The organism is Blautia parvula (assembly GCF_020215665.1).
Classification (GTDB): Bacteria; Bacillota; Clostridia; order Lachnospirales; family Lachnospiraceae; genus Blautia; species Blautia celeris.
The window spans coordinates 4,923,721-4,944,280 of the sequence record NZ_CP084061.1 but is presented as its reverse complement, the minus strand read 5'-3'; the positions used below and the strand labels follow the sequence as shown (position 1 = coordinate 4,944,280).

Genomic DNA, 20,560 nt, shown 5'->3' with positions numbered 1-20,560 from the left:
CTTCTATTTTTCTACCACTACCAGAAATTCAGGAGTTTGTGCATACTGAAGCTGCTCCATTTGTGAATAAATCTCAGGATTCAGCATTTCCCGGCAATAAACCTTTTTCTTCCTGTATATTTTCCAGTAATCCAGATCCCATTTTGGCCTGTCACGATAAGTAAAGGGAAGATGGGCTGCTATTTTTTCCATTTCCACCGCACTGGCATATACAAAGCCCTTACGCTCTCTGACAAATTTGCGAAACTCTTTGTATTTTTTTGTTTCCTCTCTGTCCTTCAGATATCCATACCAGTTTGCATCAAAATACATAAGCCTGCCTCCCGGCCTCACTTTTGAGAACCATTGCTCCAGGGTCTTTTCAGGCTCCATCAACATCCAGGTAACGTCTCTGGAGATCACTATATCAAAACTCTCATCCTCAAAAGGAAGCTGCTCTCCAACCTGAATAAACTCTGGATGCACGTCATATAACCGGGCATTTTTTTCGGCCTCCTCAAGCATTGCTGCGTTCCTGTCCGCTCCAGTGACGTCATGTCCCAGGCGTGACAAAAGGACAGCAAAAAAGCCGGGTCCGGTACCCATATCAAGAATTTTTAATTTCTCCTTTTGGGGTGCATTTTCCATGATAATCTTTTCCCATACTTTATGGTGCGGATCTTCTAACTGACCTTTATTCTGCTGGCTGTAACTTTCTGCCCGGTCTTTCCAGTAATAATCCATTTTCCCTTGTATCTCCAGTTTCATCCTCTCCTCTTCATTTTCTTTCCTTATTTCTTTATACATTTCTCTGTATTTTTTAGGCGTCATATGATAGCGTTCCGTAAATCTTTTGTAAAAATAACTGTTATTCTCATAACCGATCTCTTCTGCAATATCATTTACCGTCTTATCGGTTTCCAGCAGCATCTCCGCCGCTTTCTGGAACCTTTTATTCAGAAGAAGTTCCTTAAATGTACTGCCCGTATTACTTTTTATCATTCTGCTGAGTGTAACAGGAGACATGTGCATCCGTCCTGAAAGCTCTTCCAGAGAAGCCTGTGTATAATTCCGTTCCAGATACTCTGTCACAAACAGGATCGTCTCACTGCTTTGTCCGCTTCGCTCCTGCAGATATAGAGTATCTTGCTCAAATGTCTGTATCAGGTATAAAAATACCAGCTTTAAGGAGATCTGAAGTATCTCCCAAGAATTTCCTCTTTTGCTGCACCATCCGCGCACTATATTTTCCATAAGGTTCTGAACGCAGTAGTTTTCAGATGTATGAAAACATAAATATGAAATTGTCTTTTCGTTTCCCATAAGTACCTTTGATAAAAATTCAAAAACGGAATCCTTCTTTTCAAAGCCGGAGAACATTTCACAAAAAGTATCCGGATAAATCCTTATATTAACAGCGATATCCTGTTCTTTACCGGCAATGATCTTGTGTCTGGCTTTGGGGCTTAATACAAGAATTTCATGCGCTTTTACTTTTATCTTATTTCCGTCAATTTCATGGATATAGTTCCCTTTGCATACATAAAAAAGTATGATTTCTTCATGTGTATGTATTGGAACATCAACAAAACGCGGCTGTCTGCAGATATATATTTTTTCTTTATTACTATGAAAATCCGGCTTCCACTCTCCCTGCAAAGCCTTATATTCCTCCAGACTTTTTTCTTCTAAAAGCTTCAGTAAAGACCGCTCCATATGTCCCCTCCTTATATATTATAAAAAAAAGTTCAAGAAAAAATAATGACGCTGTATTACAGAATTACCGTCCTTATTTTCATCATTGAACTTCTCACAGTACCTGATCGGCGTATTTTTCAACTTTGTGTATACGACAAAAAGGCTATATAAATCTATAGCTTTACCTCTCAATTACGCATTACCAATTCATTTTACCTAAATCCGATTATCCCGTTTTCTACTGAAAAACACAGGGTTTTATATCCCGCATTTACCGGGTGCTTCTGCATATAATCTCACCAATAATAATATAATCTCCTCCAAAAGTTTACAAGCTCCCCCTGGGGTTATAAATGCAATTTTCCCCAAAAAAATCGCACTATTTATCTCCTGTCAAAAGAGCCGCATACCGTCTGCATGCCTGTATCTTCTCTCTTTTATGGATAAATAGTGCAATTTTTATTTTATTTCTCTTTTAGCTTTTCTTTAACCGATTCAATAGCACGGCTTAAATGCATATTGCCCTTATGAAACTCAGAGACTCCATCACGGATCTGCTTTGCTGCTTCCTTGAATCCGTCAGCCTCCAACGCATCTGACATTTCCTGCAGCTCTGCTGCATGATGATCATTATGCTCCAGCATATAGTTCAATAGAACCAGAGTTTCATTTTTACTGTCCTGACTTTCCGGATTCTGATGCTCGTGTACATGTTCATGATGGTGGTGATCATGTCCCCCATGTTCAATCAAATTTCCATTTTCATCGTAGATTAAATGCATTTAAACTCCTCCTCTCTTATCACTCTTTTCCATCCGGATCAAGGCTCTCCAAGGTCTCATAAACTTTCTTGATCACCTCACAGCAATCCTCAACCGGATATCCATCAGTTCCGTTAATATGCAGCATCCCATGCGCATATTCGATCGCAATGTCAATTGCTAATTCCTTATTTGTTTTTCCCATGTTCTTTCTCCTTTTCTTTGTGATATTGTGCTTTATAGTAATGAGAATACTGACCTTCTAATTCCATCAGTTCCTCATGGCTACCCATTTCTACGATACGCCCCTGATCTATGACAGCTATGGTATCGGCATTTCGTATCGTTGAAAGACGATGGGCGATGAGCACCATTGTCTTATTTTTTGATAATCTGTCCAATGCTTCCTGAATCTTCATTTCGGTTACACTGTCAAGAGCCGATGTCGCTTCATCCAGAAGCACGATCGGCGGATTTTTCAAAAACATTCTGGCAATGCTAAGTCTCTGTTTTTGTCCCCCTGACAGCATAGCACCGCGTTCTCCTACATATGTCTGGTATCCTGCCTTCATATCCATGATGTCGTCATGAATTTCTGCCATTTTCGCTGCTTCTATTACCTCCTCATCCGAGGCGCTCAAACGGCCATAGCGGATATTTTCCATAATCGTATCCGGAAAAATAAATACATCCTGCTGTACCATTCCAATATTTTCCCGAAGAGATTTCAAACTTATATTCCTAATATCAATATCATCAATTTCAACGCGTCCGCCGGTCACATCATAAAATCTTGGTATCAGATGACATAATGTTGTCTTGCCCGCACCGGAATTCCCCACAAACGCCATGGAGGTACCGGAAGGGATATCGAATGTTATTTCTTTTAATATCTCCCTGCTGCTTTCATATGAAAAATTGACTTCATGAAAAGTGATCTTTCCTTTTGGATGCTCCAATTCAACCGGTTGTCTCTGCTCATTTATATCCGGTTTCTCCTCCATCATCTTACTAAATCTTCGGAATCCGGAAATACCTCCGATCAATATTTCAGAGAAATCTATCATTTTCTGTATGGGGGTCATAAGAACCATCACAAACAAGTTAAAGGAAACCAGATTCGCAAATGTTGCCTGACCTTTTAGATATAAAAGACCTCCGATAAAAATTATGGAAAGTCTCATGGCACTTTTAATCCAGTCCATGCCCATCATATATATCCCAAGCTGCTTAAAATAATTTTTCTTTGCACTTCTGAATTTCTCGTTTGATCTCCGGAACCGCTCCTTTTCAAAATCCTCATTACAAAAGGCCTTGGTCACTCTTATTCCCGTGAGGCTTGTCTCCAGTTCACTGTTGACGCCTCCCATCTTTTCCTGCATGTCCTCCACGATGCTGATTGTGACTTTTTCCCGCCATCCTATGTATATTGCTGTAAGCGGAATCAGAAACGCCACGAAAACGGCCAGTCTCCAATTCAATATAAACATAGCTGCCATGGCTCCCAGAAGAGTAAAACTGCAGATCAATGCATCTTCCGGCCCATGATGTGCCAGCTCCGTAATTTCATATAAGTCTGTTGTAATTCGCGACATCAGATTTCCGACTCTGTTCTTATCATAAAAAGAAAATGAAAGTTTTTGCATATGTGCAAACAGGTCTTCTCTGATATCTGCCTGAATCTGTACCCCGGTATTGTGTCCCACATAACTGACTGTATATATAAGGAAACCGTTGATAAAATATGCTGCTATGGAGGAAAGCATCAGCACTAAGAAAATTTTTACATTCTTCTCAGGCAGGCATGTGTTAATCGCGTAATCTGTTATTACAGGAAATGATATATTAATCAGTGCTGAACAAATAGCACAGAACAGATCAAGAATCATCCATTTTTTGTAAGGCATATAATAACTGCAAAACTTTTTAAAGTGTTCCATATATTTTCTCCATTAACTGTCTTTTGTCCATCTGGATTCTTTTACATCCAGGGCATCTTTCAAACTGTCGCCCAGGAAATTAAATGATAAGATGGTGAGCATAATGGCTGCTCCCGGATACAGCATAAGCTGAGGCATGTCAGATATATACACTTTTGCATCATTCAGCATATATCCCCATTCCGGCGTAGGCGGCTGTACGCCGATTCCCAAAAAGCTCAGGCCGGAGGTGGATAAAATGATTCCTCCCACCTCCATTGTCATGATGACGATCACGGGACCTATGATATTCGGCAGTACATGTCTCAGGATATTGGAGGCATTGCCGATACCCATACCTCTGGCTGCTTTGATGAATTCTTTTTCCCGCAGACTCAGCACTTCACTTCTCACTACTCTGGCATAATGCATCCATCCGAAGAAACTAAGTGCTATGATCAGATTTTTTGTTCCCCCTCCAAACATGCCTACAAAGGCCAATGTGAACAGAAAACTCGGAAAGCCCAGGAATACGTCTACAATCCTCATTAACACGGTATCTGTCTTTCCGCCATAAAATCCGCTGAACATGCCTACACAGCCTCCCACTGCTGCCGTGATCAAAACAACTGCCCCTGATACAAACAGGGATACCCTTGTCCCGTAAATCATACGACATAAAATACATCTGCCCATATGGTCTGCCCCCAAAGGCATTTCTTTACACGGCTTTAAGAATTTCTGGTTCAGATCAGCCTGTACCGGGTCATGAGATGCAAATAATCCGGGAAACAGAGCGATCAGTACCAGCACCGCTATTACCATGACCCAAAATAACAATACTTTTTTATTTCTAATTTTCCTTATCATAACGTATCCTCGGATTTATTATAATGTACAGAATATCAACCAGAAAATTTATCATCAGATAAATGGCTGATACAACAATCACACAGGCCTGAACTACCGGAAAATCCTTATTTTCAATACCTGAAAGAATCATATGTCCAATACCGGGCCAGGCAAAAATCTTTTCTATTACTGCAGAGCCTGCCAGCATACTGGCAAATGTCATTCCTGCAAGAGTGATCACCGATATCAATGCGTTTTTCACCCCGTGCTTCATAATGATCTGAAACGGGTGCAGGCCTTTAGCCTCCGCTGTGATCATGTAGTCCTCTTTCATAACATCCACCATATTATTTCTCATCATTTTCATCACTGTGCCAAAGCTCATAAGAGAAAGAGCTATTCCCGGTATCACCATATACTTCAGGCTTCCATCTCCATAACCTGCCACCGGAAGGATCCCCCCTTTTAAAGCCAGGGCGATGATCAGCAGATAAGATACCCAGAATCCGGGCATTGAGACAGCTGTCATAGCAAGAAGTCTTCCTATGTAATCAATGAATTTGTTCTGCCGAAGCGCGCACAGAATGCCAAGTGGGATTGCAAAAACAAGTGTCAGCCCCATAGCAAAGACTGCCAGACTGAATGTTTTTTCAAAATGATAGACAATATCCTCGCCTACCGGCTCCCCGGTAATCAGGGATTCCCCTAAATCCCCATGCAGAATCTTTCCCAGCCACTCCAGATACTGCTCATGAAGAGGACGGTTCAGACCTTTTTCTTCCCGGAATCTCTCAAGAATGGTTTCGTCAGGCAGCGAATGGGTCATAGGATCTCCCAAGGCTCTTTTAGCAGTATCGATAGGTGTTATAAAATTGATAGAAAAACACACAATTGAGACTAAAAATAGTATTCCGATAAACTGTACGAGACGTCTTCCTATAAATCTCCACATATTATTACCTCACCTGTCAATCCTGGATATAAGTATCCTTTGTCAGTTTAAATACACTGTAAGTATTTAAATCCATATCATGAAGTCTCTTATTCATTGCATAAACCTTAACCACCTCGAATACGGGAATAAAGGGCATATCTTCCATGGCGATCTCCTGCACCTTGTCATATTTTTCTTTTCTCGTCTCTTCCTCTAATGCCTTGCTGCCTTCTTCCAGTGCCAGATCCATCTCCTCGCTGGCATATCCTGCCCCCAATGCAAAATAGGCATCAGAACCGAATTTGTTAGCCAGAGATACCGGGCTTCCAAATTCAAGAAACGGCACAGAATCAAAATTGATATCATAATCCTTATCTGACATTTTTTGGTCCGTGACATCCCAGGTGGTGATCTCCAATTCAACATTTACACCTATATCTTTTAATTGTGACTGTAATATCTCCACCGCATTTTTATAGAGACCTGTCTCATATGTCATAATGGTAACTGTAAAGGGTGCGCCTTCGTATTCCAGCATGCCGTCCCCGTCTGTGTCTTCTATCCCTGCATTTCTAAAAAGCTCCAGTGCCTTCTCTCTGTCATATACAGCGGTACATGCGTCCGGATTTGACCAGGAATATTTTACAGGAACAACTCCAAATGACGGAACTCCGCCTTCCACATTCCCATAAATACTGTTCACAAGCTGTTCTCTGTCAATTGCATAACTGAACGCATGCCTTACATCCTTATTATCAAATGGTGCCTTCGTGGTATTTAAAATCATAATATGTGTATAATCACAATCCAGTGTAAATACATCCAACTGTTCTTTTGTTTTCGCATTTTCATACTCTGTAATCGGAATATTTAAGATACTGAAATCCACCTCATTATTATAGAGCTGGAAGCTTCTGGTCATCTCATCTTCTCCCGGATAAAATTCCGCCCCGGCCAGCTTTACATCACCGCCCCAGTAATCATCATTTTTCTCCACTACGTTTTTCACGTCTTTTTGTGTTTCTTTAAATTTAAAAGGTCCTGTGCCGATCAGTGTATCCTCGAATTTATTTGTCGGACTTACAATAGCTGTTTTATATTCACAGAATCGTTCCTTTAAAGCACCATATGCTTCTGTTGTTGTTATTTCTATGGTATAATCATCTTTCTTGTCCATTGAGACAATGAAATCAAAATTTCCTCCGATCTCACCGGTTGCTGCCAGACGGTCAAAAGTAAATAATACAGCATCCGCATTGAACGGAGTACCGTCATGGAACTTGATTCCCTCTTTCAGTTTCAATGTCCAGTGCAAATCGTCTTTCATCTCCATACTGTCTGCAAGCAGGGGGACTGCATTACCTTCCTCGTCAACTTCAAACAACGTCTCCGCTACACCATAAGTTACCCATGAGGCCGCAATATAGTTGATCGATGTATCAAAACTGTCCGTCACCTGATAAATAAATTTAGCAATATCCTCATTTTGCTGTACTTTTCCGGTTTCCCCTTTTCCGCTTTTACTGCTGTCATTGCTGCCGCATCCTGCAAGCATACCTCCGAGCATAGCCGCTGCCGCTAATACTGCAGTCAATCTCATCCATCTATTCCTCATTCTTGTTCCCTCTCTTTCCTTTTTCTTTTTTGTAATCAATCCACTTTTTTACATTCTCTTCGTTACAGTCCAACAGCAGACGCGTATAGACATGCTGAGGATTGCCAAAAACACTTTCCACACGCCCCTTTTCCACTGCCTCCCCTCTGTACATTACAATTACCTCATCACAGACTCTCCGCACAATTTCCATATCATGAGAAATGAGCAGCATAGTCAGCTCTTTTTCTCTCTGGATTGTCTTCAGCAGTGTGAGGATCTGAGCCTGTACAGATACGTCAAGAGATGCCGTGGGTTCATCTGCAATCAGCAGCTCCGGATCAAAGGACAGGGCTCTTGCCAGAACTACCCTTTGGTTTTGGCCCCCAGACAACTGATGGGGATAACGGTTCTTATGCTCCGCATTCAGTCCGACCAGTGCAATCAATTCATCTGTCTTTCTCTTTCTTTCTTCTGCACTATAATGGCATTGGTTTAATTTAAGGGCTTCCTCCAAACTCTCAGATATGGTCATTTTAGGATCCAGTGCGGAATCCGGGTCCTGAAAGATCATCTGCATATTTCTTCTGTATTTATTCAGCTTCCCCGCTTTCATACGAGTGATCTCCTCACCCCGAAAAATAATTTCTCCGGATGAAGGTTCTACCAGCCGGGTGATACACTGGGCGATCGTCGATTTTCCGCTTCCGCTCTCCCCTACGATTCCTAATACCTTCCCCTTTTCTATATGAAAAGAAACATGGGCAACCGCCTGTGTATAACTTTTTTCCATACTCCCGAAGAGTACCTTTTACACAAGTCATTCACTGTCAGCATACAAAAAACACCTTACCTTCCTTCCATCTTGTTTCGTGTATAACGGGGGATGTTCTTTCTTACATCGTTCCATACATTTTGGACATCTTGGATGGAACCGGCACCCTTCCGGCAGATCAATCAATGAACCGGGGAGTCCCTCTATGGGCAGCATACCATTTTTCGGCATGGCTTTGAAAAAGCCCTCGGTATAGGGGTGAAGCTGTGTTCTATATAAAGCATCCACTGCACTTATTTCCACAAATTCACCCAGATACAAAATTCCTATTCGATCACAAATCTGCTCTGCCACATCCAGATCATGTGTGATCAGGAGCATCGTTTTATTCTCCGACACCTCTTTCAGCAGCTGAACAACTTTATATTTTACCAGGGTATCCAGCCCTTTTGTAGGCTCGTCAGCAATTAGAAATCGAGGACTCTGTGCTATCCCCATAGCTATAACAGCGCGTTCCTTCATGCCGCCGCTAAACTGATGTGCATATTCCTTCATTCGCTGTTTTGCGTTCTTGATCCTCACTTTCTCCAAGATTTCCAGGGTTTTTTTGTTCCGTTCTTTCTTATTGATTCTCTCATGGACTGCTGCCGCTTCGCCAATCTGATTACCAATCGTAAGGGATGGATTCAGGGAACTAGAAGGATTCTGCATGATCATGCCAAGTTCCTTTCCTCTCAGGCCCCTTAATTCTTTTTTATCCATTTCCATTAAATTTTGACCACGATATACCACGGTTCCTTTGGTGACCGTCTGATCCTTGATGAGTCTAAGGATACTGTCTGCAAATACGGATTTACCGGAACCGGATTCTCCTAAAATACCTATATTTTCCCCTTCCTCAATGATTAAGTCGATGGTATTCACTGCCTTAACTAACCCATCCTTTGTTGGAAACCCTACATACAAATCGGTTATTTCCATTATATTCATGTTTACACCTCCTATCTGTCAAAAAATACCCAATTATAACATAAACCCTGCCATTATGGCAGGGTCAATCGTTTATTCTTTATTTTTCTACATTTTTTATATCCATCTCAAGATTACCCAGAATCTGTATTTGATTTCCATTTACCAATCGGGGATAACTCCATTTCTCCCTCAGATATGTACTGCAATCCATTTCTTTTTCGTCAATATATTCAAAAAGATTTTTATAGTATGTCCCCAGTTCCTCCCACTTTGTGTCAAAGGCAACCGAAACACAGGTACTTTCTTTTTCTGTCTTCAAAAATACATGTGTAATTTTATGTCCGACAGAAAATTCATCTTCTTGAAAATTCATAATGCAATCTCTCCTCGGCTGGTATTCTACATACGAGTACCGAAAATCTCCTCTTCTTGCAGCTTCTGCCGGAACAATTCCAAATAATACCGGATAATCCTCTCCAAAATGTTCTGCTATATAAGATACTACTTTACGGAAATACTGTTCTCTTTCAGCCTCGGTATCTATCTTCATCTCAAATACAACAACAGAACGCTGCGGCATGGATAATATCTTAATCTCACCATCACGCATATTATTCTGCTTCATATCCTCCACCATGCGGTTCAGATATTCCCGTTTTTTTTCTTCCTCTTTGATACGCTGGTTGATTTCCTGTTCCTGCTGAAGCAAGATCTGAAGAATATCATCCCTTGAACCCGTCCACTGTCTCTCGCTGAACTGCTCTATAATATTATCAATCGGTATTCCTAAATTACGAAAACAGCGAATCATATCCAGAACCAGTATCTGGTTTTCCGAATAGTACCGGTAACCATTTGGGGCTATATGGTGAGGCTTGAGTATTCCCTTTTCTTCATAATATCTAAGAGTACGGTTCGAGATATGAAACATTTTTGCCAATTGTCCGATTGTCAAATAATTATCCTTGTTATCATCCATAATTCACTCTTTTAGGGAAGCTCCTCTCACCGTGTACCGCTCTATGTGGATTTATCACTATTTTATACTATAACTGATATTTTTAGACAGCGGAAGCTCCTCCGGGGGATATTTTTTACTCAAACCTGAAAGCGGTCATAATTTTCATAACAATCAAGACACAGCATTTTTCCTTCACTTAACCGCACCATATTTTCGGAAGCAGTCTCTCCACAGCAGCTGCACTTTACAGACTGAAATATTCTGGCCTGTTCCGGAAGAGAGATCGTGGTCTCCTTCACGTCAAACATGGCTTCCGGTTCCAGATTCTGATAATAGCTGAAGGATTCCCCACGTGTCATTCCTTCAGGTTTTGGCTTCAATACCAACCGGACGGATTTTCCGTTTATTCTGTTGTAGAAGGAAAATGCCTGCTTTCCTCTCATATGAAACAACAGATTTCCTTTTCCCACACTGCATCCCATGATTACCTGTATGGCATCCACACCGCAGGCATCATTTTCCGATATACAAACTACCTGCTCGTCACTGGATATACAACTGTTATTGTGCGCCGTCTCATCTGTTTTTAAATCCAGCAGTTTTATTGCATAGAGAGCCGCTTTATAACCTATTGTGAGCCCTCCGCATTCATGTCCATGAAATGCTTTACACTTATCCCAAAGTTCTGTATTCATAGTCTTCTTCTCCTTAAACATGCCAATAGATAGTTACGATTGATGTTCTCACGACTTCATTTACCATTCCTTCTTCACTGACACTTTCTACATAATTCCGAATCCTGTTTTTCTCCTCTGCCGTAAGATTCTTATAGACTCCTGCCCTGTCTGTACACCACGCTGTCATTTCTTCCACAGACCGTTTGGCTGACCAGACCTCATCTATCTTCACCACTTCCGGAGTATATCCCTTCAGCCACAGGTAGGTAAAGGAATTCAGAACGGTATCATCCATCTGCTTTCCCTGTGTATCTATCCCTACAGCAGCGAAAGCCCCGTCCTGCACAGCATCTCTGCGCCTTACCGGCTTTGCCATAAAACAATATTTTTTTGAACATGCATTCATCTGATCAAAAGTATGATAATCACATACTGCAGGTGTCATATGTGCAAAAACAATATCAAATCCATTCTGAAAACCACACCTTTGCGCATCGGTTTTTGACCAATCCTGTACCCCGAATTCCGCATTGGCGATTCCCAGATCATCCGCTCTTCGCTTTGCAGATTCAATCATTCTCGAAGATACATCCAGACCCACAGCTTTTTTAACCCGGCCGGCCAGTGCAATTGTATAAAGCCCCGCCCCACATCCAATATCAAGGACCTGCATATCCGCATCCGGTTCTGCCTTTTTCCATAAGAACTTCAGAAAAGGGTCATCTTTTTCATTTGGAATTTCCTTTTTCTCATACTCTCCGGCTCTGTTATCCCAGATTTTTGCCTGCAAAACTCCGTTATGCGCTGAAGGATTCTTCCACTCCCTCTTAAGCTGTTCTAAATCCATATCTCATTCTCCCGATATATGTTAATCGACCATCACTATCTTTCTGCCCTGAATATCCAAAACTTCCCCATGCACTCCATATACCTCCCAGATTGCTTTCCTGTCAAGCACTTCCTGTTTCCCATAGCGGCAGACTTCGCCGTTTTGCAATAACAGGAATCGATCGCAGAACCGCAGGGCCAGATTCAGATCATGGATCACTACCATTGCTGTAATCTGTCCGTTGCCGCAGATATCCTTTACCGCCTGGAGTACCTGATACTGGTTCTTCAAATCCAGGCTGCTGGTTGGTTCATCCAATAGCAGTATTTTGGGCTGCTGTGCCAGTGCCCTGGCAAGCATTACTTTTTGTCTCTCACCGCCGCTGAGCTCATTTAAAAACCTGCCTCTCATGTGCAGCAGATGAAGGGACTCCATAACCTCATGGACAATTTTATGATCCTCCTGTGTAAATCCCCACCGCATATAAGGCCTGCGTCCCAGCATTACCATATCATGCACTGTGATCTGGTTATTAGGGACGGTCTGCGCTACAAAGGCAATTCTCTTAGCTACTTCTTTTGCAGAAAGGTTCAGGATCTCTTCACCGTCCATGACAACACTTCCGCTGTCCGGAAATATGATTTTATTAAAACATTTCAGCATTGTACTTTTTCCTGCACCGTTATTTCCCAGGATCGCGAGGAAACGGCCTTCTTCCAGCCGGAAACTAATGGACTTCAATATTTCCGGACCGCCCTGATAATGATATCTCAAATCTTTTATCTCTATCATTCTCTCGTTCTCCCCTTAAACAGCAGATACAGAAACAGCGGTGCTCCCAAAAAGGACGTGATCGCTCCTATAGGAAGAATCACAGGGCTGATCACCGTTCTCGCAAAGAGATCTCCCAGGAGCAAAAGAGAACTGCCGGCCAGAATAGACCCGGGGATCAGATATACATGATTATTCCCAACCACTCTGCGTACAATATGAGGTGCCACCAGCCCTATAAAATTTATCAGGCCAATATAAGATACGATGACTGCAGCAATAAAGCAGCAGACTATCATATTGATCATAGTCACTCTCTTGACATTGATCCCCAGACTGACTGCTGTTTCCGTGCCGCTTAAAAGTGCATTAAAGTCCCATCTGTGCAGTATAAAATAAATGCAGCCGATCAGAGATACTGCTGCCATGAAGCCGATCTGCCCCCAGGAAGCACTCCCCAAATCGCCAAAAGTCCAGAAAACAAGAGCAGCCAGCTCCACTTCATCGGCAAAATACTGCAGAAGGGTTGTAGCACCCGTGAACATGGCACTGATCGCAACGCCTGCCAGTACAATGGATTCTGATGATACCTGACGAAATTTTGACAGTGCCAGGATCACAAGGGCAACCGCCATACTCCCCGCAAAAGCACACAGGGGAATCATTACACTACCGCTGACGGCGGTGCCGGCTCCAAGCGCAATGATAGCAAATGCTGCACCAAACCCCGCTCCCTGAGACACGCCCAGTGTAGACGCTGACGCCAGTGGATTATAAAGGATTGACTGAAGAATGCATCCCGTCACACCCAGGCCTGCGCCGGAAACCACTGCCGTACAGATTCTTGGCAGACGAACATTTCTCACCACCACATTTATCTTATTATCCTGAGCTTTATTAAAAATCCCCCGCATCAAATCTCCAAAAGGCGTATCATAAGATCCTGCCCACAAGGATAATATGACAGACAATACAAGCACCAGAGACAGTATTCCTAAAAATAAAATACTCCGTATCTGTTTTTTGCGGTATGCAGGATCCCAGCTATTCCTGTCCGATCTGGATCTGCCTGAATTCATAACCGTTCTCCTTAAGGGTCTCATAAAAATCTGTTCCCAGCAGAGTATTGAAGATTTCATCCGCTTTTTTTGCTGGATCTATATCCGAAAATTGTTCCGGATATAAAACGCTCGCTGCATAATAGGTGTCTGCCAAAGCTGTCTCCAGATTAGACGCGCTGGAACGGAAGGATATCTGAGAATATACTTTTCCTTCCTCCACTGCTTTTAACTGGCTGTAGTATTCAGGATTAGAGGAATAATGTTCCTTGATCAGGTCTAAACCGTTAAAATCCACAAAAAGCACATCTGGATTCCAGGCAAGTACCTGTTCCAAATCCACGTTAAAAGGGCCCTTCTGCCCCGTCTCATCTGCCATATTTTTCGCGTTGATCGCTTTAAAGGGGCCATATCCTGCTTCTGTACCTTCAAACCCATGAGCGCCCTTATAGCTTACACCACCCACGTATACGGAAGGTTTATCCTCTTCCTTTACATCCTTTGTGCGGCTTTCCAGGTCTTTTTTGACAGTGTCCATATACTTTGTCAGCTCTTCCGCACGTTCTTCTTTTCCATACACTTCCCCCATAATACGGAAAGTCTCATATGCTCCCTCATCCATCATTTCATCACTGCCGGGAACCAGAACAACAGGAATCCCTGTTTTTGACTGTATCCCATCCACATCTGCATCATCATAGGCAGACATCATGATCACGTCAGGATCTGTCTCTATAATAGACTCCAGATAATGTTCACCATTATTTCCAATGACCGGAATATCCGCGAACAGATCATAATTCACATAATTATATGGGCGGGAAATAGATTTTTCCTGTTCGTAGTCCTCTACCCCTATCACCAAGTCCTGTGCCTGCATATAACAGGTATAGCGAAGTGTACTCACATTAAGGCATACGATACTCTCTACCTCCGCCGGTATTTCCACCTCACGTCCTGCGCTGTCTTTCACTGTCCTGGTCTGTTTTTCCTCTGGCTCCTGCTTTGCTGTATCAGAATCCTTCGTCGAGCTTTCGTCTTCTGCCGCCGCACCGGATTCTGTCTTCGACGCTTCCTGGCTCCCTTTCGCCCCGCCGCATCCTGTCATGATCACAGATAACATCAGCGCACTTATCAGAACCTTTTTCCATTTCATTTGTAATACCCTCCCGTTTCTTTTCTCTTAATTTATACATAAACAAAATGCCCGTTTCCCCAATCCTTCATCTCCCCATTATCATGCCTGGCCGTTCCCCCGTATTCCAGCAGCTTTTTATTCCTTTCAAAGACCGGGTCAGGCACCGGTATGGCGGACAGCAAGGATTTTGTATAGGCATGCAGCGGATCATGAAAAATATCTTCCGTCCTGCCCATCTCCACGATCTTCCCCTGATACATAACAGCAATGCGGTCCGAGATATACCTCACCACAGACAGATCATGGGCGATAAATAAAAAAGTGCTTCGATGCTCTTCTTTTAAATGGTAAAACAGATTAATGATCTGTGCCTGAATAGAGATATCCAGGGATGCGATGGGTTCATCCGCCAAGATCAAATCCGGTTTTACTGAGATACTTCTGGCAATTGCCACTCTCTGTCTTTGGCCCCCTGACAGCTCATTGGGGTATTTGTCGCAGTATGAAGCGTCTAGGCCCACATAGGAAAGAAGCTGCTGCACTTCCTCATGGATCTGTTTTTTTGTCTTCCAGACATGGTTTACAACTGCCGGTTCTGCTATGATCTCCTCCGCTGTCATACGGGGATTTAGAGCTGCGGCAGAATCCTGGAAGATAATCTGCATATTCTTCTGTACATCTTTTTTATCAACAGCAGATATTTTTTTGTCTGAAATTTTCCGGCCTTTAAACCATACCTCACCTTCCGTAGGCGGATATACCCCCATAATGGTTCTGGCTATTGTGGATTTACCGGAACCTGATTCCCCCACAATTCCGAACACTTCACCTTTTTTTATCTCAAAACTGATTCCGTCCACTGCTTTGACTGTGTAATCTTTTCTCAGCTGAAAATGCTGTTTCAGGTCTTTCACTTCCAGAATTCTATTATCTTTCATTTGCTGCTCTCTCTTCCCTGAAAATCTGCGGGGGCTGAATCTTCGGCGCCCTTTTATCAAGTAGCCATGTAGCCGCACTGTGAGTCGGCGACACCTGGAACATAGGAGGCATCTCTTCATAGTCTATAGCCAACGCAAATTCATTTCTCACAGCAAACGCATCCCCTTTCGGCGGGTCCAAAAGCATGGGGGGCATTCCGGGAATGCACTTCAGGCCCTCACCTTTTTTTGCCAGAGACGGCAGGGCGGACAGCAATCCCCAGGTATAGGGATGCCGCGGATCATAAAAAACCTCCTCCGCTTTGCCCACCTCAACCAGTTTTCCGGCATACATGACTGCAACACGGTCCGCGATCTTTGCCACGACACCAAGATCATGGGAAATGAACACGATGGATAACCCCAGTTTGTTTTTTAATTTAAGCAGCAGATCAAGGATCTTTGCCTGTACCGTAACATCCAGCGCTGTGGTTGGTTCGTCCGCAAACAAAAGCCTCGGCTTTAAGGCCAGCGCAATGGCAAGCACACACCGCTGCCGCATTCCCCCTGAAAAATAATGGGGCTGCAGCATATAGCGGTGCTCGGCATCTTCAATTCCTACCAGATCCAGCATCTCAACGGCTCTTCTCTTAGCTTCCTCCCTGCTTACACGCTCATGTTTCAGGACGGCCTCCATGATCTGTTTTCCTACGGGCATTGTGGGATTCAGGGTAGTCATAGGGTCCTGAAACACCATTGACAGTGTTGTTCCCCTTAGATTACGCATATCTTTTTCTTTATAATCCGTAATATCTGTGCCGTCTACCAGAATCTTTCCGCTCTTAATTCTCGAATTGCCGGGAAGGAGTTTTAAAACCGACTGGCTCATCACCGTTTTTCCGCAGCCGGATTCTCCTACCAGGGCCAGGATTTCTCCCTCCTGAACCGTAAGAGACACATCTCTGACCGCCTGTACTTCTCCTTTCGGTGTATCAAAACTCACCGACAAATGTTCAAGCTCCAACAATGCTCCCATAACTTATATCCCCTATCTGCTGATTGTCCATTCCTCAATATTCCACATAACACCGACCGCGTGGTGTCCGAGGATCCTTGTGTTGTCCAGACCTTCTACGCCCTTTACTGCCACATAGTTACCGTCCAGATATGCGATCAGGATCTGTCCGGGATTTTCCGCGTAAGCAACCTCAAAATCCTGATATGCTTTTTTACGCTCCTCCGGATCTTTTGCGTGACGTCCGGCTTTTAATAATTCATCTACTTTCTCGTTAGAATATGCCATAGTGTTTTCACTGGCATCCGTAACGAATTGTTTATACAGTCCATCCGGATCAAACTGGGATGCGAAGCCTGCTAAAAAGCCGTTGTATCCTGATTCCCAATCAAATTTTGTCACCAGTTCCACCTTTAATTCCACACCGGCCTTTTTCAACTGCTGTGAAACGATGTTCTCAATATCTACACGCTCTTCCTCATAATCACGTACCTGGATACTAAAGGAGAATTTCTGTCCGTTTCTTTCGTAGATTCCGTCATCGCCCTTTTTCCAGCCTAGTTTGTCCATTTCTTCTGAGAACTTGTCTAAATCATAGCTATAGATATCAGCCGCTTCATTTCCGCCATAAGGGTTAACCTGAAGAGGACTGTAAGCCGTAAAACCATGACCGTTCAATACACTGTCCACAATGGATTGTTTATCGATTGCATAGTTCAGAACTCCTATGGAGTCTCCGTTCTCTTTCCAGAAATCCGTACGGAAGTCACAGGACACAGAACGGTAATCTGCAGTCTTAAAATCATAGTTCGTATAATTATCATTACCTCTGAATTCGTCTGCATATTTAGCATTTAACCAAGCCAGATCAGCTTCTCCGGACTGCAGCATTGTTGCTTTTGTGCTTTCTACAGATACGGTTTTGTAGACAACACGGTCAATATTCGGTACTTTATCATAGTAATCTTCATTTTTTTCCAATGTAATACTGCCGCCTGCGGTATCCCATGAGACGAATTTGTACCTTCCTGTTCCCACCGGTTTCTGATTAAATGGGGTTGTATTGATATCCTCTCCCTCCAGCAGGTGTTTTGGAAGGATACCCATGGTAAAGTTGTCCAGCATAGCCGCATTATATTGTCCCATTGTAATGACAACCGTTTCCGCATCCTCCGCTTTTACCTCTTTGATGTCCTCATAGTTACTGGTTATGCTTGCTGTCAGGTTTTCATCTTTTGTCAGCAGTTCATAAGTGAAGACAACATCATCCGCGGTAAAAGCTTCCCCATCATGCCATTTTACACCTTCTCTTAAATGAAACGTATATGTCATGCTTCCTTCATCGTATTCGTAACTCTCAGCCAAATCCTCCACAGGTGCGCCATTCGCATCATATTTCATTAGTCCTGAAAAGATGATACTCGGAAGTTCATCATGGTTATTCAGAAGCGGATTGATCGTATCTTCTGATTCTCCTGCATAAACCAGAGTATTTGACAAGTCCGATTCATCTTTTGCAGGCTCTGCATCTTTTTCTGTCTCCTGCGCTGTTCCTGCCGTTTCTGCCTCTTTCTGCTCTCCACCCTGGGAATTCCCGCATCCTGCCAGCATGGTACATACCATAGCTGCTGCCAGTAATAAACTTGCTGCTTTTCTTTTCATTTTCCTTACTCTCCTTATAAATTACTTGGTTTTTTATTTGTTTCCTTTCGGAAATAATTACCGATATTTGTTATGCAGATCAATGTTGTGATCAAAAACAGGCCCGGTATGATGATGACCCACCATGTATTCAGCAGTAACGCTTTATTTGCCAGTGAAAGCATACTACCCCAGGAAACCACATCCACCGGAAGCCCCAATCCCAGAAAACTCAGCGTGGACTCCATGGACATACTGGTGCTGATACTGGACACCACCACAAACATGATCGCTGACACAAAGTTGGGAATCAAATGCTTTTTCATGACATGCCCAAAGCTGCTTCCCATACATCTGGCAGCCAGCACATAGTCGCTGGAACGGATCTGCCTGACCTCACTTCTGACAATACGGGCAAGTCCGAACCATCCGGTCACGCCTATCACCAGAGATATTTTTACAATGTTCTGTTCTCCTGTGACGGATACAAACAGGAGCACCAGCAGCAGTGACGGGATGCTGTTCAAAAGCTCCGCCACGCGCATCATCACAGCATCTATGGCCTCACTGCACATACCGCTGACACATCCGTATGTAATGCCTATCACAGTAATGATGACTGTGCTCAAAAGGCCGATCAGTATGGAAGCCCGTCCGCCGTACCAGATCATGGAATATATATCCCGCCCCAGAGAATCCGTTCCAAAATAAAATTCCTTTCCCGGGACCTGGTTCAGATTCTGCAGATAAAAATCACTGGGGTCATGGTTGTATAATTGTTCGGCAAAGAGGCATCCCCCCACAATGATCACTAAAAGTATAATGGAGATAAAGGGTTTTCCTTTTATCCACTGCCGAAATGTCTGTTTTTTCATCTCCGGTACATGCTGTCTGTAATCAGCACCTACAATCCGGAAGCCATCACTCCTTACTTCCATGACGCTACCTCCGCTCCTTTCATTCTCGGGTCAATCGCCTCATTGACAAATTGGGCTATAATACTGCTGGTTATGACCAGAACACCTGTAATCAGTACCAGAAGCATGAGGAGATTATAGTCATGATATTTTGCGCTTTCCACAGAGAGCGCCCCCAGGCCCGGGTAATTGAACACAGCCTCAGCGATATAAGTACCGCTCAGAACATGTGGTATGGAAATCGCCATAATACTTACAATAGTGGGGGCCACATTCCTCAGACAATGGAACCATAAAATCTGATTTTTTCTTATCCCTTTCATTCGTGCCAGCAGCACATAATCCTTCCGCACTTCATCCAGCAGCTTATTCCGGATCATATAGGCGTAGTACCACAGATGACTCAGGATCATAACGATAAGCGGAAGTATCATATGACGGATACGATTGCCGATATCGTTTGCTTTACCGATGTCATACGCACCGCTGCTGGGCAGGATATGGAGATTGATACTGAACACCAACACCAGGACAACCCCCAGCCAGAATGGGGGAATATAGTACGCTGCTGTACCCACTTTACAGATGACACGGTCTATCCAGGTATCTTCAAACCGGGCACAGAACATAGCCAGCAGGATTGCCAGTAAAAACACAAGTATGTATGCCGTTCCCCCTAAAATAAGTGTATTGCTGATAAGCGGCTCAACTACTGACATGGCAGGCGTCTTATATTTTAAAGACAATCCGAAATCTCCCTGAAACGCGTTCTGCAGCCACCTGACATACTGCACATGTATCGGTCCGTCCAAACCAAGACGTATCCTTGCCGCGTCCTGCTCCTCCACCGTCATAGATTCCACTGCATCACCGTAAAAAGACTGCAGCGGGTCCCCCGGTGCCAGCCGGGCAAAATAGAACACGATAACAGACAATAAAAACATTGCGCCCACAAAACCCAGCAGCCTTTTCCCGATCTTGATCAGGAATTGCTTTTTCTTTTTCATTTTCTATCCCTTCTTTTATCCTTTATTACAGAGGTCCTTTTATTTATACCGCTCAGTAGATTCAGTACCTTTAAAGTATAAACTTCAATTTTATATTTCGGAAGCCTCCCCTATGGTTATAATTTTTTTTGCTTTTTTCGCCCTT

The 20,560-nt window shown here is 43.3% G+C and carries 20 protein-coding genes; all 20 read right to left on the bottom strand.

Features of this window, described 5'->3' with window-relative positions; translation table 11 throughout:
- Positions 1 to 3: 3 nt before the first annotated feature.
- The 20 genes from LC508_RS22650 to LC508_RS22555 all read right to left on the bottom strand — a co-directional run bounded on the left by LC508_RS22650 (position 4) and on the right by LC508_RS22555 (position 20,415).
- Positions 4 to 1,695 carry a helix-turn-helix domain-containing protein gene (locus LC508_RS22650; protein ID WP_103731044.1) on the bottom strand — a complete coding sequence of 564 codons (1,692 nt, stop codon included), beginning with the start codon at positions 1,693 to 1,695 and terminating at the stop codon, positions 4 to 6.
- Between the two features lie 446 nt (positions 1,696 to 2,141).
- Positions 2,142 to 2,459, bottom strand: coding sequence for a hypothetical protein (locus tag LC508_RS22645; protein ID WP_054350576.1), 318 nt, complete (start codon positions 2,457 to 2,459; stop codon positions 2,142 to 2,144).
- A gap of 19 nt (positions 2,460 to 2,478) precedes the next feature.
- Complete coding sequence (locus tag LC508_RS22640) at positions 2,479 to 2,643, bottom strand: hypothetical protein (RefSeq protein ID WP_158587258.1); 165 nt, start codon at positions 2,641 to 2,643, stop codon at positions 2,479 to 2,481.
- Positions 2,627 to 4,378: an ABC transporter ATP-binding protein gene (locus tag LC508_RS22635; protein WP_103731043.1), complete on the bottom strand. Its 1,752-nt coding sequence runs from the start codon at positions 4,376 to 4,378 to the stop codon at positions 2,627 to 2,629. Before LC508_RS22635 ends, LC508_RS22640 begins: the two co-directional genes overlap by 17 nt.
- A 12-nt stretch (positions 4,379 to 4,390) precedes the next feature.
- Positions 4,391 to 5,227, bottom strand: a complete 837-nt coding sequence (gene nikC / locus LC508_RS22630; protein ID WP_103731042.1) for a nickel transporter permease — start codon at positions 5,225 to 5,227, stop codon at positions 4,391 to 4,393.
- Positions 5,211 to 6,161 carry an ABC transporter permease gene (locus tag LC508_RS22625; RefSeq protein WP_103731041.1) on the bottom strand — a complete coding sequence of 317 codons (951 nt, stop codon included), beginning with the start codon at positions 6,159 to 6,161 and terminating at the stop codon, positions 5,211 to 5,213. Before LC508_RS22625 ends, nikC begins: the two co-directional genes overlap by 17 nt.
- A gap of 16 nt (positions 6,162 to 6,177) precedes the next feature.
- Positions 6,178 to 7,758 (bottom strand): ABC transporter substrate-binding protein, encoded by a 1,581-nt coding sequence (locus tag LC508_RS22620; RefSeq protein WP_118593877.1) that lies wholly within the window; start codon positions 7,756 to 7,758, stop codon positions 6,178 to 6,180.
- A complete protein-coding gene (locus LC508_RS22615; RefSeq protein ID WP_225305250.1) occupies positions 7,748 to 8,530 on the bottom strand; it encodes an ABC transporter ATP-binding protein in 783 nt (260 codons plus the stop codon). The genes LC508_RS22620 and LC508_RS22615 overlap by 11 nt, the downstream gene beginning before the upstream one ends.
- A 27-nt stretch (positions 8,531 to 8,557) precedes the next feature.
- Positions 8,558 to 9,502: an ABC transporter ATP-binding protein gene (locus LC508_RS22610; RefSeq protein ID WP_054350566.1), complete on the bottom strand. Its 945-nt coding sequence runs from the start codon at positions 9,500 to 9,502 to the stop codon at positions 8,558 to 8,560.
- Positions 9,503 to 9,581: 79 nt separating this feature from the next.
- Complete coding sequence (locus LC508_RS22605) at positions 9,582 to 10,463, bottom strand: MerR family transcriptional regulator (protein WP_103732056.1); 882 nt, start codon at positions 10,461 to 10,463, stop codon at positions 9,582 to 9,584.
- A gap of 119 nt (positions 10,464 to 10,582) precedes the next feature.
- Positions 10,583 to 11,140, bottom strand: a complete 558-nt coding sequence (locus tag LC508_RS22600; RefSeq protein ID WP_103732057.1) for an FmdE family protein — start codon at positions 11,138 to 11,140, stop codon at positions 10,583 to 10,585.
- A 13-nt stretch (positions 11,141 to 11,153) separates the two neighbouring features.
- Positions 11,154 to 11,969, bottom strand: coding sequence for a class I SAM-dependent methyltransferase (locus LC508_RS22595; protein WP_103732058.1), 816 nt, complete (start codon positions 11,967 to 11,969; stop codon positions 11,154 to 11,156).
- Between the two features lie 21 nt (positions 11,970 to 11,990).
- Complete coding sequence (locus tag LC508_RS22590) at positions 11,991 to 12,743, bottom strand: ABC transporter ATP-binding protein (RefSeq protein WP_103732059.1); 753 nt, start codon at positions 12,741 to 12,743, stop codon at positions 11,991 to 11,993.
- Positions 12,740 to 13,801, bottom strand: coding sequence for a FecCD family ABC transporter permease (locus tag LC508_RS22585; RefSeq protein ID WP_103732060.1), 1,062 nt, complete (start codon positions 13,799 to 13,801; stop codon positions 12,740 to 12,742). The genes LC508_RS22590 and LC508_RS22585 overlap by 4 nt, the downstream gene beginning before the upstream one ends.
- Positions 13,767 to 14,936, bottom strand: a complete 1,170-nt coding sequence (locus tag LC508_RS22580; protein WP_054350561.1) for an iron ABC transporter substrate-binding protein — start codon at positions 14,934 to 14,936, stop codon at positions 13,767 to 13,769. Before LC508_RS22580 ends, LC508_RS22585 begins: the two co-directional genes overlap by 35 nt.
- Before the next feature lie 32 nt (positions 14,937 to 14,968).
- Positions 14,969 to 15,856: an ATP-binding cassette domain-containing protein gene (locus LC508_RS22575; protein ID WP_054350560.1), complete on the bottom strand. Its 888-nt coding sequence runs from the start codon at positions 15,854 to 15,856 to the stop codon at positions 14,969 to 14,971.
- Positions 15,846 to 16,871 carry an ABC transporter ATP-binding protein gene (locus LC508_RS22570; RefSeq protein ID WP_103732061.1) on the bottom strand — a complete coding sequence of 342 codons (1,026 nt, stop codon included), beginning with the start codon at positions 16,869 to 16,871 and terminating at the stop codon, positions 15,846 to 15,848. The genes LC508_RS22575 and LC508_RS22570 overlap by 11 nt, the downstream gene beginning before the upstream one ends.
- A 12-nt stretch (positions 16,872 to 16,883) precedes the next feature.
- A complete protein-coding gene (locus LC508_RS22565) occupies positions 16,884 to 18,512 on the bottom strand; it encodes an ABC transporter substrate-binding protein (protein WP_054350559.1) in 1,629 nt (542 codons plus the stop codon).
- Between the two features lie 14 nt (positions 18,513 to 18,526).
- Positions 18,527 to 19,429: an ABC transporter permease gene (locus LC508_RS22560; RefSeq protein WP_054350558.1), complete on the bottom strand. Its 903-nt coding sequence runs from the start codon at positions 19,427 to 19,429 to the stop codon at positions 18,527 to 18,529.
- On the bottom strand, positions 19,420 to 20,415 hold the full coding sequence (locus LC508_RS22555) for an ABC transporter permease (RefSeq protein WP_054350557.1): 996 nt from the start codon (positions 20,413 to 20,415) through the stop codon (positions 19,420 to 19,422). The genes LC508_RS22560 and LC508_RS22555 overlap by 10 nt, the downstream gene beginning before the upstream one ends.
- Positions 20,416 to 20,560: the final 145 nt, after the last annotated feature.

Coding starts and splice junctions, on each gene's coding strand:
- LC508_RS22650 (WP_103731044.1), bottom strand. CDS start 1,695: ATGGAGCGGTCTTTACTGAAGCTTTTAGAAGAAAAAAGTCTGGAGGAA.
- LC508_RS22645 (WP_054350576.1), bottom strand. CDS start 2,459: ATGCATTTAATCTACGATGAAAATGGAAATTTGATTGAACATGGGGGA.
- LC508_RS22640 (WP_158587258.1), bottom strand. CDS start 2,643: ATGGGAAAAACAAATAAGGAATTAGCAATTGACATTGCGATCGAATAT.
- LC508_RS22635 (WP_103731043.1), bottom strand. CDS start 4,378: ATGGAACACTTTAAAAAGTTTTGCAGTTATTATATGCCTTACAAAAAA.
- nikC (WP_103731042.1), bottom strand. CDS start 5,227: ATGATAAGGAAAATTAGAAATAAAAAAGTATTGTTATTTTGGGTCATG.
- LC508_RS22625 (WP_103731041.1), bottom strand. CDS start 6,161: ATGTGGAGATTTATAGGAAGACGTCTCGTACAGTTTATCGGAATACTA.
- LC508_RS22620 (WP_118593877.1), bottom strand. CDS start 7,758: ATGAGGAATAGATGGATGAGATTGACTGCAGTATTAGCGGCAGCGGCT.
- LC508_RS22615 (WP_225305250.1), bottom strand. CDS start 8,530: ATGGAAAAAAGTTATACACAGGCGGTTGCCCATGTTTCTTTTCATATA.
- LC508_RS22610 (WP_054350566.1), bottom strand. CDS start 9,502: ATGAATATAATGGAAATAACCGATTTGTATGTAGGGTTTCCAACAAAG.
- LC508_RS22605 (WP_103732056.1), bottom strand. CDS start 10,463: ATGGATGATAACAAGGATAATTATTTGACAATCGGACAATTGGCAAAA.
- LC508_RS22600 (WP_103732057.1), bottom strand. CDS start 11,140: ATGAATACAGAACTTTGGGATAAGTGTAAAGCATTTCATGGACATGAA.
- LC508_RS22595 (WP_103732058.1), bottom strand. CDS start 11,969: ATGGATTTAGAACAGCTTAAGAGGGAGTGGAAGAATCCTTCAGCGCAT.
- LC508_RS22590 (WP_103732059.1), bottom strand. CDS start 12,743: ATGATAGAGATAAAAGATTTGAGATATCATTATCAGGGCGGTCCGGAA.
- LC508_RS22585 (WP_103732060.1), bottom strand. CDS start 13,801: ATGAATTCAGGCAGATCCAGATCGGACAGGAATAGCTGGGATCCTGCA.
- LC508_RS22580 (WP_054350561.1), bottom strand. CDS start 14,936: ATGAAATGGAAAAAGGTTCTGATAAGTGCGCTGATGTTATCTGTGATC.
- LC508_RS22575 (WP_054350560.1), bottom strand. CDS start 15,856: ATGAAAGATAATAGAATTCTGGAAGTGAAAGACCTGAAACAGCATTTT.
- LC508_RS22570 (WP_103732061.1), bottom strand. CDS start 16,871: ATGGGAGCATTGTTGGAGCTTGAACATTTGTCGGTGAGTTTTGATACA.
- LC508_RS22565 (WP_054350559.1), bottom strand. CDS start 18,512: ATGAAAAGAAAAGCAGCAAGTTTATTACTGGCAGCAGCTATGGTATGT.
- LC508_RS22560 (WP_054350558.1), bottom strand. CDS start 19,429: ATGGAAGTAAGGAGTGATGGCTTCCGGATTGTAGGTGCTGATTACAGA.
- LC508_RS22555 (WP_054350557.1), bottom strand. CDS start 20,415: ATGAAAAAGAAAAAGCAATTCCTGATCAAGATCGGGAAAAGGCTGCTG.